Raw genomic sequence first — 11866 nt, forward strand, 5'->3', positions numbered from 1 at the left:
GCACGGCTACATCTCAATGGTGGGCCGGGCGGAGGCACCGCAAGGTGCGCCGGTGTCCAGTAAGGCCGGTAAGACCAACTCCGTCCGGTTCCACCACCAGAAGATTGGTCTCTTCGGTGGTGGTTCAAACAATCACTTACTGGAGGCTGCCTTATGGCTACGATCACTACCCACACTCACCCATTACTGACCGTTTCTTTTAGCGCCAAAACGGATTTCATCACGCTGGCCGACCACTGCGAACGCCTCGCCGAAACCTTGACGGAAACCCTCGACCCTGCGTTAAAGCTGGCGCTGTGCGACAGGCTGGCGGCTTGTCTTGCACTGCTGAGGCCGACGTTGAGTGAACCCATTCCACCACATCTGACCGAACGCCTCACCGTGAATACGCTGCCTGCTGATTCTCCTTGTGCTGAACACGATTCCGAACTGCTCTGTGACTACAGCTTTGCGCTGGCTCAACTGATGGTGGGTTACGTGCTGCCGCAGGGGATTTCACACCCGTTAACGGTGTTGCTGGGGGAAATGGTGCGTTCTTTTGCCGCAGGGCTGAAAGCACCGCGCTGGGTTCGCACCGCAGATGGCGTGACGTTTATTGATGAGGTGGCCGAATGAATGATCAAGACTGGCATCCCGCCGATATTATTGCGGCACTGAAAAAGCGGGGAACATCACTGGCGGCTGTGTCCCGCAACGCTGGTTTGGCTTCTTCCACGTTGGCAAATGCGCTGCAAAGGCACTGGCCTAAAGGCGAACGGCTGATTGCGGAAGCGCTAGGTTCATCACCTGAACAAGTATGGCCGTCACGCTATAACACATAACCGAACCCAGTTCAGGACCCAATCCCAAAAGCAAAAACCCGCCTTTTGGGCGGGTTCTCTGAATTAATGGTGCCCGGACTCGGAATCGAACCAAGGACACGAGGATTTTCAATCCTCTGCTCTACCGACTGAGCTATCCGGGCAACGGGGCGCATTAAACCTTAATCCCGTATGATCGTCAACCCTATTTAGGGAAAAGCTGTTCAACTGATTAACTTTACGGCAATCTGATCGGGTAGGCGTCGATTTTGCACAAATCTTCCAGATAGATGCGTATGAAGGAGTAATGCTGATAGCGAAAAGAGGGGGGCGAGATGGCGAACGACTGGCTTGAGCTACGTCAGCATGCAGATACGGGGATTGAGACGATCAAGGCGCATTTTGAAGGACACGCCTACGATCCACACTGGCACGACAGCTACCTCGTGGGGGTGACCCTTTCCGGTACGCAGCAGTTTCATTGCCGCCGTGAACGGCATCGTAGTCGTCCCGGTGATGCCTTCTTGCTGGAACCGGGCGAAATCCACGACGGTGACGCGCCGGTCGATGGCGGGTTTACCTATCTGACGTTTTACCTCGATGAGCAGTGGCTGACTCATGCGCTGCACGGCTTATATGCCTCCACGCCAGGAAGTTACTCGCTCCATTTTGCGCAAACACTCACGCGTGATCCGCTGCTGGTCCGTTCGATTGGCGACACGTTCGCTACGCTTCACAACGATGAAATGAAAATTGTGCAACAGAGCGCCATGGATAACCTGCTCTCGCAGATCACCGCGCACTGTCACTGGCGAAAAAGGTTGCCATCGCAGCTGCAAAGCACGGCGGTTGCCCATCGCGCACGCGATTATCTTTATGCGCATCTGGGCGAAAATATCGGTCTGTCTGACCTCGCGCGGGAGACGGGTACCGACCGCTTCACGCTGACACGTTGCTTTAAACGTGAATTTCATCTGGCTCCGCACGCCTGGCTTATCCAGCTTCGTTTGGCGAAAGCACGGCAGCGACTGGCGTGCGGCGATCAGCCTGCCGACGTGGCTGCGGCCTTGGGTTTCTCCGATCAAAGCCATCTTGGCCGGTGGTTTCAGCGGGCCTATCGGATCTCGCCAGCCCATTACCGTCGGTTGTGCACAAACCTTCCAGACGTTTCCAGAAAATAGCGGCACAGTCAGGGCTCTTAAAAAAGGAGTGACCTGTGAGTTTGATGCCGTTTCTATTGTTTGCGTTTGTCGCCTCGATAACGCCGGGCCCAACGAATATCCTGATTTTGACCAACAGCCAGCGCCATGGCGTGAGAAACACGCTACCCGCAGTGGTCGGTGCCTGCGTGGTGGCAAGCGCTATCGTCCTGATTTCCGGTGCCGGCGCGGGAGAAATGCTACGTCAGTATCCGGTGGTTCGTCAGGTGATGAGTTGGGCGGGTGTGCTGTGGCTAAGCTGGATGAGCTGGCAGTTATTCAGGGCACCCGCGGCTACTCTCTCTGGTGAATCGCACAATCGTTTTACGGCTCGCGCAGCGGCGCTGTTACAGGTGATCAACCCGAAAACGTGGATGATGGCATTGGCCGTCGTCAGCTTGTTCGCCCCAGCGGGGGAGCATGCATTGCGGGAGATATCGATCATGGCGCTGTGGTTTTTGATTATCTCGATGGCCTGTCTGGTGTGCTGGGCAGGGCTGGGGAAGGCCGTGAACAGGGTATTTCGCACCATCTTTGCAATGGTGCGTTTTCAGCGCCTGATGGCGCTGTGTCTGTTCGTTTCTGCCTGGGCAGGCATGCTCGCTTAGGTTAACGCACCGTTTTTGCGGCACAGCGCAAAGCGTAAGACATCTTCTGCCAGCCGCTGGGCGGTGGCGATGCTGGCGGCCTGATGCTTGACCAGCAGGTTGCTCAGGCAGCCTTCCAGAATCAATTCCATCTGCTGTGCCACCATCTCGGGATCGTCCGTTTCCAGCTCTTCCAGTAAATCGCGAGTGTACTGGTAAGACGCCAGCTTCTGCTGTTCCGCAATCTGGTGAATAGGGTGGTTGATATCAGGGAAGAAGCTGCACGCCGCAATAAACAAGCAGCCCGGATAACGCTGTTTGTTCACCGAATCATGTAGCACCTGATAGCGCGCCAGTAGCTTCTGCTCGATGCTTTTCTCGTCGTCCAAGATAAGCTGACGCCGCCAGGTATCGACCTGCTGGCTATGGTGACGCAGGCCGTCGTACAGCAGCGCTTCCCGATCCGGCCAGAATGGCGTCAGTTCCTCTACCGGAACCCCCAGTTTCTCCGCCAGCATATCCAGCGTTGTCATGGCAAATCCGTGCTGCTCCAGCAGAGTAAGCGCATGTTCAAGAACGTCTTCCCGTTGCATTAAGTCTCCTCCAGAAGCACATATATCGTGTTGTTTATGGACTGAACTTCTGCAAATGTGCCTGAAATTGTTCAGCGTTCATAAAACCGGTGACGCGCGAGCCGGGGATCTCTTTCCCCTGAGCGTCAAAAAAGACGATGGTCGGCAGCCCTAAAACCTGTAGCTTTTTCAGCAGCGCGTTTTGTTCTTCGCGGTTAGCGGTGACATCTGCCTGTAGTAGCGTGATGCGCGACAGATGGTTTTGCACCGCCGGGTCGCTGAACGTGTATTTCTCGAACTCTTTGCAGGCCACGCACCAGTCAGCGTAAAGATCGAGCATAACAGGCTGAGCGCTCTTTGCCAGCGCGCTGTTGAGATCGGCAATGTTGGCGACGGGGGCGAAGTTCAGTGCCGATGTGTGGGCTTGCGCCGCGCCAGTTGGGGGGAATACCCAGTCTTGCAGCGGTTTAGCGCTGATCACTACGCCTGCCAGCAGCAGTAACTGCACGCCGCGCATCCAGCCTTTGTTGCTGCGCAACGTCAGCATGAGCGCCCAGCCGAAGAAGGCGATGCCGAGCGCGCTCCACAGACGCATTCCCCACGTTTCACCCAGAATACGTTCCAGCAGGAAGACGGGCAGTGCCAGAATAATGAAGCCAAACGCTTCCTTAACGTACTGCATCCACGGGCCGCTGCGCGGCAGCAGTTTGTTGCCGAACAGCGTGACCAGAATGAGCGGTAAACCCATGCCGAGCGCGTAGAGATAGAGCGTGCCGCCACCTGCCAGCATGTTGCCGCTCTGAGCGATGTAAAGCAGGATGGCGCTAAGCGGGGCGGTGGTGCAGGGGGAACAAATGAGTCCCGCCAACGCGCCCATGCAGAATACGCCGGTGACGGAGCCGCCTTGTTGACGGTTGCTCCACTCTGTCAGCCGGGTTTGTACCGATGACGGGAGCTGGAGCGTATACAGGCCAAACATGGACAGCGCCAGCGCAGCAAACATCACCGACAGACCAATCAAAATATACGGATGCTGGAGCGCCGCCTGAAAGCGCAATCCGGCGGCAGCGACAACCAGCCCGAGCAGCGTGTAGGTGAGCGCCATGCCCTGCACATAGGTCATCGACAGCAGCAGCGTGCGGCGCGGCGTCAGCTGTTCTTTTCTACCCAGCACCAAACTGGCAATCAGCGGGTACATAGGCAGGACGCAGGGGGTGAAGGCGACGCCGATACCAATCAATAGTGCCCACCACGGCGAGAACGGCATCGGCGTGCTCTGCGGTGGTGCCGTCTGGGCTGATGCGGTATTCGATGTAGCCGTGCCTGCGTTAGCCAGCACCTGACTGAGAGGAACGACGCGCGTTTCCGGCGGATAGCAGAAACCGGCATCGGCGCAGCCTTGATAGGTGACTTTAACCGTCGCGCCGCTTTCAGCCCGTTCAATGGGAACCGCTAGCGCCAGCCGATCCCGCAGGATAAAGACCTGACCGAAGAACTCATCATTATGGCTTTCGCCCTGCGGCAACTCCACCTTGCCAAGCGTAGCACCGTTCCCTTCGATCTTGATTTGTGCGCGGTACAGGTAGTAATCGGGATGGATATCCCAGCGCAGGTTGAGCTGGTTATCCTGCTGTTGAAACTCAAAGGCGAAGGCCCCATCGACCGGCAGAAAGCGTGACGTCGTGCTGTTGCCAAACAGTTTCTGGCCGAAAGAAGAGGCGGCCACATTGGGTGTGCCGAAAGCTGTCCATAACAGGAAAATCAGCGTAAAGATGCGTTGAGCCATGTCAGATAATCGCTATCGCCCCCGGATACCGGCAGGACTAACAGCTCCGGCGTATCATAAGGGTGTTGTTGTTTCAGATGAGTCAGCAGCGCTTGCTGATGTGAGGTATCGCTTTTTATCAGCATTTGTACTTCTGATTGCTGTTCGAGCTTGCCTTCCCAGTAATAGAGCGAACGTGCGCCGGGAAGCAGGGTGACGCAGGCGGCAAGCCGCGTTTCCAGCAGCGAGTCGGCAAGCCGTTGTGCACAGGCGTCGTCAGGTGCGGTACATAATATGACGACAGCATCGCAAAGCGGGCGGTCAGACATCACATCCTCCGTGTCAGATGAACAAATTCCAGACAACCAGAGCCACACTATACCTTGCTTTATTGTTTGAAGGGAATGAGGCGGATCGACGAGTTAAGTCGATCCGCGAGGGACTGTCTGGAAAGCAATCTTTAGATCAGGATGCTGCCGAGGATAAAGCCAAATATCACCGACAGCGTAATCGCCATCACGCCCGGAATCAGGAAGGAGTGGTTAAACACAAACTTGCCGATGCGCGTTGAGCCGGTGTCGTCCATCTCTACGGCGGCCAGCAGAGTCGGGTAGGTCGGCAGAACGAACAGGGCGGAAACGGCAGCAAAAGACGCCACGGCCGTAACCGGAGACACGCCCAGCAGCAGTGCAGCAGGCATCAGTGCTTTTGCCGTTGCCGCCTGTGAGTAAAGCAGCGTGGCGGCGAAGAACAGCACGACGGCCAGCATCCACGGATAGCTTTGCAGCAGCGCGCCAGCGGTATCCTGAATATCGGAAATGTGCGCTTTAACAAAGGTATCGCCCAGCCAGGCCACGCCCATCACGCAGATACAGGCGCTCATGCCGGACTTAAACGTGCTGGCGGAGAGGATGCGCGCGGTGTCGATTTTGCAGGTGATGCAAATCAGCGTGGCGATGGTCAGCATAAAGACCACAATCGCTTCGTTACGTGGCAGAACCGGGTTTTGAATCAGCCCAACGGTGCCGCTGATTGCCGTGGCATACAGAACGACAGCGACGATGCCGATCAGAAACAGCATCACGGAAAGCTTGGCACCCGGTTTGACCTCATGCTGGCTATTACCGCGCAGCGTGGTTTCGCCTTTTTTCAGACGTTCCTGATAAATCGGATCGTCTTTCAGCTCTTTACCCAGGAAGTTGGTCACAATCGCCGTCAGCATGATCGCTGCCAGCGTGGTAGGAATACAAATCCCTAACAGCAGCAGGTAGCTGACCCCGTGCGGCTCAAGAATACCGGCGACAAACACCACCGCCGCCGAGATCGGCGAGGCGGTAATCGCGATTTGCGACGCGACAACGGCGATAGAGAGAGGGCGAGAAGGGCGAATACCCTGCTCTTTGGCAACTTCGGCGATAACCGGCAGGGTGGAAAACGCGGTGTGTCCGGTACCAGCCAGAATCGTCATGAAATAGGTGACCAGCGGTGCGAGAAAGGTGACGTATTTCGGGTGCTTACGCAGCAGTTTCTCCGCCAGACTGACCAGATAATCCATTCCGCCCGCCACCTGCATCGCGGCGATGGCGGCGATAACGGCCATGATAATTTCAATGACATCAAAAGGGATGACGCCGGGCTTTATCTGAAATCCCAGCGTAAGAACAAGCACTCCCAGGCCACCGGCGAAACCAATGCCGATGCCTCCCAGTCGTGCCCCCAAATAGATGGCGAGCAGAACGATCAGTAACTCAAGACCAAGCATGACTATGCTCCTTAATTAATAAAAAATTCAATCTACTCGTCATACTTCAAGCTGCTTGTGCGTTGGCAATACTCGGCTCATTTCTGAGCCTCGCCCTGAAGGGCCGCCGCAAGCGGCGTTCAAATCGGCGAAGCCAATTTGTCCTTACTCACCCCAGTCACTTACTTGTGTAAGCTCCTGGGGATTCATGCGGTTGCCGCGTTACAAGGCCATGCGGCCTTGTCCTAAAGGACCAACGCAGAGCGTTGTTCAAAACGCTCACGTTTTGTCACGCAACTCGAATTATTTAGAGTACATAACTTATTCTTATGGCCGTAGACGGCAAAAAATAAAGGCACGCTGTTCTTCGTGAACGGACGTGCCTGTTGGAATTAGATGTCGGTATTAGGGAAGCTCGTTTTCATCGGTGTAGCGTTTGGCTTTGTACGCCGGATGCATCAGGTTCTGGATGGAGAAAATGTCATCCAGCTCGGCTTCCGTCAGCAGGCCGCGCTCCAGTACGACTTCACGCACGCTTTTCCCTGTTTCGGCGCAGATTCTGCCGACGATATCGCCATTATGGTGGCCGATGAACGGGTTCAGGTACGTCACAATCCCGATGGAGTTGAAGACATAGGCTTCGCACACGCTCTTGTTGGCGGTGATGCCGTTGACGCATTTTTCCAGCAGGTTGTAGCAGGCATTGGTCAGAATGTGGGTCGATTCAAACATCGCCTGACCGATGACCGGCTCCATCACGTTTAACTGTAATTGCCCAGCCTCTGACGCCATCGTGACGCAGGTGTCGTTACCGATGACCTTGAAACACACCTGATTGACGACTTCCGGCACCACTGGGTTAACCTTGGCTGGCATGATTGAAGAACCCGCCTGCAACTCCGGCAGGTTGATTTCATTCAGGCCCGCGCGCGGGCCGGAAGAGAGCAGACGCAGGTCATTACAGATCTTCGACAGCTTCACGGCCAGCCGCTTCAGCGAACTGTGCACCATCACATAGGCGCCGCAGTCTGACGTGGCTTCGATCAAATCTTCTGCGGGCACGCACGGCAGGCCGCTGACTTCCGCCAGACGCTGCACCGCCAGTTGCTGATAGCCATCCGGCGTATTCAGACGCGTACCGATTGCGGTCGCACCCAGATTGACTTCAAGCAGCAGTTCCGCCGTGCGCAGCAGGTTTTTGATTTCTTCCTGCAACAGCACGTTGAACGCATGAAATTCCTGGCCGAGCGTCATCGGTACGGCGTCCTGCAACTGGGTGCGGCCCATTTTCAGTACGTCTTCAAATTCTTTGGCTTTACGCTCGAAACCCTCACTCAACTTCGCTATCGCTTCCGTCAGCTTCAGTACGGCCGCGTAGACCGCGATACGAAATCCGGTGGGGTAGGCATCATTGGTGGATTGGCATTTATTCAGGTGATCGTTGGGGTTCAGATACTGGTATTCGCCTTTCTGGTGACCCATTAACTCCAGACCAATATTGGCTAATACTTCGTTGGTATTCATATTCACCGACGTGCCAGCGCCCCCTTGATAGACATCTACCGGGAACTGATCCATGCATTTGCCGTTATTCAGCACTTCATCGCAGGCGCGGATGATGACGTCAGCGATTTTTTTCGGGATAGTTTGTAGCTCTCTGTTCGCCAGCGCCGCGGCTTTCTTCACCATCACCATGCCGCGCACGAACTCGGGTATGTCGCTGATTTTATTGGTGCTGATATAGAAGTTTTCGACGGCGCGCAGCGTGTGAACGCCATAATACGCGTCTGCGGGAACTTCTCGGGTGCCTAACAGGTCTTCTTCAATACGGATGTTTTCTGACATGAGAGTGCTTATCCTGTTGTGCGACTAGTGATGCAACTAGACGTTGTGGGCTGGTGTGTCGGGCGGCGTTATCTGTTATCTCGGATAAACCGTCTTATCTCGGCAATCGCCTCGGGATGTTTGACCAACCAAGTATCCATTGCCGTGAGGATATGTCGTTACGACAGCGAAAAATAGGTGTTTAGATCACTATACTGGCGTTCTCTGCCACGACGGTAAATGAACTGTGACTGTAGTCACGAGTCACTATTTTAGAACAATAATCGTAGGGCGGCGGCTTGAAAATGCGGAAAGTCGTACCCATTTCAGTAAATCATGATGTGCCGGATCGCAGAGCAGGCGCGCATTTTACCTAATCCATTGGTAGTAAATGCGATGGGTAGTAAGGCGTACTGGATTTTCAATAGCGATGGCTTAACACGTTTTTATTAACAGACGTTTTTATTAAAAACAGTACGCGTAAAACACACAGGAGTACCGGGTGCGCTGGTTACCGTTATTACTTATTTTTCTTTTGGCTTACATCGAGATATCGCTGTTTATTCAGGTGGCTGAGGTGCTTGGCGTTGCCATGACCTTGCTGCTGGTCGTCTTCACGTCCTGCGTGGGCGTCTCGCTGGTGCGTAATCAGGGGATGAAAACGCTGGTGCAGATGCAGCAGAAAATGGCGGCAGGTGAAAGCCCAGCGGCCGAGATGGTAAAAAGCGTGTCACTGGTGCTGGCGGGCTTCCTGCTCCTGATTCCGGGCTTCCTGACTGACTTTCTGGGGCTGCTGTTGCTGCTACCGCCGGTGCAGAAAAGGCTGACACTCAAACTGATGCCTCACCTGCATGTCTGGCGTTCTGGTTCTGGCCCAGGCGCGTCGTCTTCCGGCGGTAACACCTTTGAAGGTGAATACCAGCGCAAGGATGGCGGGCGCGGAAATATTGAACACCATGACGATCGTGACGACCGTTAACGTCAAGACGAATTGAAAAGCAGATAAGGATTATCATATTGATAATCCTTATTTTTTATCAGATTTCAGCGATAGGCAGGCGCCTAACGCAAAAAAAATGAATTTTTTCCCTTGAAGGGCGGTGAAACGCCCCCATTTAGAACACCACAAGGCCGATTATGAAAAGCATAATCGTTATGAAAACATAGTCGGCGTTTATCCTAAACCGATATGGACTTTCTCAAAGGAGAGCTATCAATGAATATTCGTCCATTGCATGACCGCGTGATCGTCAAGCGCAAAGAAGTTGAGTCAAAATCTGCTGGCGGTATCGTACTGACTGGTTCCGCTGCTGGTAAATCTACCCGCGGTGAAGTTCTGGCCGTAGGTCACGGACGTATCCTGGAAAATGGCGAAGTGAAGCCGCTGGATGTGAAAGTTGGCGACATCGTTATTTTCAATGATGGCTATGGCGTGAAAGCAGAGAAGATTGATAACGAAGAAGTGTTGATCATGTCTGAAAGCGACATTCTGGCAATTGTTGAAGCGTAATTGCGCGTAATCATCTGAACTGAAAGAATTTGAGGGAAATAGACCATGGCAGCTAAAGACGTAAAATTCGGTAATGACGCGCGCGTAAAAATGCTGCGCGGCGTAAATGTACTGGCTGATGCAGTGAAGGTTACCCTGGGCCCGAAAGGCCGTAATGTCGTGTTGGATAAATCCTTCGGTGCACCGACCATTACTAAAGACGGCGTATCTGTTGCGCGTGAAATCGAGCTGGAAGACAAGTTTGAGAACATGGGCGCACAGATGGTGAAAGAAGTTGCCTCTAAAGCGAATGACGCAGCAGGCGACGGCACCACGACCGCAACCGTATTGGCGCAGGCTATCATCACTGAAGGCCTGAAAGCTGTTGCAGCGGGCATGAACCCGATGGATCTGAAGCGCGGTATCGATAAAGCCGTTATCGCCGCTGTTGAAGAGCTGAAAGCACTGTCTGTACCGTGCTCTGACTCTAAAGCTATCGCTCAGGTTGGTACCATCTCTGCTAACTCCGACGAAACCGTAGGCAAAATGATTGCCGAAGCAATGGACAAAGTCGGTAAAGAAGGTGTTATCACCGTTGAAGAAGGTACCGGTCTGCAAGACGAGCTGGACGTGGTTGAAGGTATGCAGTTTGACCGCGGCTACCTGTCTCCGTACTTCATCAACAAGCCGGAAACTGGTGCTGTAGAACTGGAAAGCCCGTTCATCCTGCTGGCTGACAAAAAAATCTCCAACATCCGCGAAATGCTGCCAGTACTGGAAGCCGTAGCGAAAGCGGGCAAACCGCTGGTTATCGTTGCTGAAGATGTTGAAGGCGAAGCGCTGGCAACGCTGGTGGTTAACACCATGCGTGGCATCGTGAAAGTGGCTGCGGTGAAAGCACCGGGCTTCGGCGACCGTCGTAAAGCTATGCTGCAAGACATCGCGACGCTGACTGGCGGTACCGTTATCTCTGAAGAGATCGGTCTGGAGCTGGAAAAAGCGACGCTGGAAGATCTGGGTCAGGCAAAACGCGTTGTAATCAACAAAGACACCACCACTATCATCGATGGTACGGGTGAAGAAGCTGCGATCCAGGGCCGTGTTGCTCAGATCCGTCAGCAGGTTGAAGAAGCAACGTCTGATTACGATCGCGAAAAACTGCAAGAGCGTGTGGCTAAACTGGCTGGCGGCGTAGCCGTTATCAAAGTTGGCGCAGCAACTGAAGTTGAAATGAAAGAGAAGAAAGCACGCGTTGAAGATGCCCTGGCTGCGACTCGCGCCGCGGTAGAAGAAGGCGTGGTTGCTGGTGGTGGTGTGGCGCTGGTTCGCGTTGCGGCTAAACTGGCTTCTCTGACTGCTCAAAACGAAGACCAGAACGTGGGTATCAAAGTTGCGCTGCGCGCGATGGAAGCTCCACTGCGTCAGATCGTTTCCAACGCTGGCGAAGAGCCATCTGTGGTTGCGAACAGCGTTAAAGCAGGCGAAGGTAACTACGGTTACAACGCAGCAACTGAAGAATACGGCAACATGATCGACTTCGGTATCCTGGACCCAACCAAAGTCACCCGTTCTGCTCTGCAGTTCGCGGCTTCTGTTGCTGGTCTGATGATCACCACCGAATGTATGGTTACCGACCTGCCGAAAAGCGATGCACCTGACTTAGGTGGCGCTGGCGGTATGGGCGGCATGGGTGGTATGGGCGGCATGATGTAATGTGACACCCTTGTCGCTGGAAGCCATTTTCTGGTGACAGGCGTCAGGTTACAGAAGTTCGTCTTTCTGTCCTTCAAAGAGCACTATCTGGTCGCGAGACTGGGTGGTGCTTTTTTTTATGCGCCGCATTGCTGAAATGTTGCCGTATCGTTGATGAATGCGTTTATCGCGTGTTA

At 54.2% G+C, this 11866-nt stretch carries 13 protein-coding genes and 1 tRNA gene; 8 read left to right on the top strand and 6 right to left on the bottom strand.

The features are described 5' to 3' along the window. The first annotated feature begins 16 nt into the window (after positions 1–16). From BUB06_RS22435 to BUB06_RS05700, 3 genes are read left to right on the top strand one after another with little or no spacing between them, the layout of a single operon-like run. On the top strand, positions 17–190 hold the full coding sequence (locus tag BUB06_RS22435) for an ash family protein (protein ID WP_072012970.1): 174 nt from the start codon (positions 17–19) through the stop codon (positions 188–190). Continuing rightward, positions 154–615: a hypothetical protein gene (locus tag BUB06_RS05695; RefSeq protein ID WP_039470594.1), complete on the top strand. Its 462-nt coding sequence runs from the start codon at positions 154–156 to the stop codon at positions 613–615. Before BUB06_RS22435 ends, BUB06_RS05695 begins: the two co-directional genes overlap by 37 nt. Further along, positions 612–821: a helix-turn-helix domain-containing protein gene (locus tag BUB06_RS05700; RefSeq protein ID WP_039470597.1), complete on the top strand. Its 210-nt coding sequence runs from the start codon at positions 612–614 to the stop codon at positions 819–821. The genes BUB06_RS05695 and BUB06_RS05700 overlap by 4 nt, the downstream gene beginning before the upstream one ends. 67 nt (positions 822–888) lie before the next feature. Here BUB06_RS05700 and BUB06_RS05705 read toward each other — a convergent pair. Continuing rightward, a tRNA-Phe gene (locus BUB06_RS05705) sits at positions 889–964 on the bottom strand. Positions 965–1135: 171 nt separating this feature from the next. Here BUB06_RS05705 and BUB06_RS05710 point away from each other — a divergent pair. Both BUB06_RS05710 and BUB06_RS05715 read left to right on the top strand, forming a co-directional pair. Beyond that, entirely contained in the window at positions 1136–1981 is an 846-nt protein-coding gene (locus BUB06_RS05710; RefSeq protein ID WP_039470599.1) for an AraC family transcriptional regulator, read from the top strand. A gap of 35 nt (positions 1982–2016) precedes the next feature. Then, complete coding sequence (locus tag BUB06_RS05715) at positions 2017–2607, top strand: LysE family translocator (protein ID WP_039470600.1); 591 nt, start codon at positions 2017–2019, stop codon at positions 2605–2607. Here BUB06_RS05715 and BUB06_RS05720 read toward each other — a convergent pair. The 5 genes from BUB06_RS05720 to aspA form a co-directional block, all read right to left on the bottom strand. Then, positions 2604–3179, bottom strand: a complete 576-nt coding sequence (locus BUB06_RS05720) for a transcriptional regulator (protein WP_039470602.1) — start codon at positions 3177–3179, stop codon at positions 2604–2606. The two genes, BUB06_RS05715 and BUB06_RS05720, sit on opposite strands and share 4 nt — an antisense overlap. A 34-nt stretch (positions 3180–3213) precedes the next feature. Then, entirely contained in the window at positions 3214–4944 is a 1731-nt protein-coding gene (locus BUB06_RS05725; RefSeq protein ID WP_039470604.1) for a protein-disulfide reductase DsbD, read from the bottom strand. Next, positions 4920–5252 (bottom strand): divalent cation tolerance protein CutA, encoded by a 333-nt coding sequence (gene cutA / locus BUB06_RS05730; RefSeq protein WP_010286405.1) that lies wholly within the window; start codon positions 5250–5252, stop codon positions 4920–4922. The genes BUB06_RS05725 and cutA overlap by 25 nt, the downstream gene beginning before the upstream one ends. A gap of 131 nt (positions 5253–5383) precedes the next feature. Next, positions 5384–6685, bottom strand: a complete 1302-nt coding sequence (locus BUB06_RS05735) for an anaerobic C4-dicarboxylate transporter (protein WP_039470607.1) — start codon at positions 6683–6685, stop codon at positions 5384–5386. Positions 6686–7069: 384 nt separating this feature from the next. After that, positions 7070–8509 (bottom strand): aspartate ammonia-lyase, encoded by a 1440-nt coding sequence (gene aspA, locus BUB06_RS05740; RefSeq protein WP_010308186.1) that lies wholly within the window; start codon positions 8507–8509, stop codon positions 7070–7072. A gap of 481 nt (positions 8510–8990) precedes the next feature. Between aspA and BUB06_RS05745 the strand changes: the two genes are divergently transcribed. The 3 genes from BUB06_RS05745 (at position 8991) to groL (ending at position 11690) form a co-directional block, all read left to right on the top strand. After that, entirely contained in the window at positions 8991–9467 is a 477-nt protein-coding gene (locus tag BUB06_RS05745) for an FxsA family protein (protein WP_010308189.1), read from the top strand. 237 nt (positions 9468–9704) lie between these two features. Then, positions 9705–9998 (top strand): co-chaperone GroES, encoded by a 294-nt coding sequence (locus tag BUB06_RS05750; RefSeq protein ID WP_005971295.1) that lies wholly within the window; start codon positions 9705–9707, stop codon positions 9996–9998. A gap of 45 nt (positions 9999–10043) precedes the next feature. Next, the gene (gene groL, locus BUB06_RS05755; protein ID WP_039470609.1) at positions 10044–11690 is read left to right on the top strand and encodes a chaperonin GroEL; all 1647 of its coding nucleotides are present in this window, start codon (positions 10044–10046) and stop codon (positions 11688–11690) included. Positions 11691–11866: the final 176 nt, after the last annotated feature.

The sequence above is a fragment of the Pectobacterium carotovorum genome, from assembly GCF_900129615.1.
Classification (GTDB): Bacteria; Pseudomonadota; Gammaproteobacteria; order Enterobacterales; family Enterobacteriaceae; genus Pectobacterium; species Pectobacterium carotovorum.

Coding starts and splice junctions, on each gene's coding strand:
- groL (WP_039470609.1), top strand. CDS start 10,044: ATGGCAGCTAAAGACGTAAAATTCGGTAATGACGCGCGCGTAAAAATG.
- BUB06_RS05725 (WP_039470604.1), bottom strand. CDS start 4,944: ATGGCTCAACGCATCTTTACGCTGATTTTCCTGTTATGGACAGCTTTC.
- aspA (WP_010308186.1), bottom strand. CDS start 8,509: ATGTCAGAAAACATCCGTATTGAAGAAGACCTGTTAGGCACCCGAGAA.
- BUB06_RS05695 (WP_039470594.1), top strand. CDS start 154: ATGGCTACGATCACTACCCACACTCACCCATTACTGACCGTTTCTTTT.
- BUB06_RS05735 (WP_039470607.1), bottom strand. CDS start 6,685: ATGCTTGGTCTTGAGTTACTGATCGTTCTGCTCGCCATCTATTTGGGG.
- BUB06_RS22435 (WP_072012970.1), top strand. CDS start 17: ATGGTGGGCCGGGCGGAGGCACCGCAAGGTGCGCCGGTGTCCAGTAAG.
- BUB06_RS05750 (WP_005971295.1), top strand. CDS start 9,705: ATGAATATTCGTCCATTGCATGACCGCGTGATCGTCAAGCGCAAAGAA.
- cutA (WP_010286405.1), bottom strand. CDS start 5,252: ATGTCTGACCGCCCGCTTTGCGATGCTGTCGTCATATTATGTACCGCA.
- BUB06_RS05700 (WP_039470597.1), top strand. CDS start 612: ATGAATGATCAAGACTGGCATCCCGCCGATATTATTGCGGCACTGAAA.
- BUB06_RS05710 (WP_039470599.1), top strand. CDS start 1,136: ATGGCGAACGACTGGCTTGAGCTACGTCAGCATGCAGATACGGGGATT.
- BUB06_RS05720 (WP_039470602.1), bottom strand. CDS start 3,179: ATGCAACGGGAAGACGTTCTTGAACATGCGCTTACTCTGCTGGAGCAG.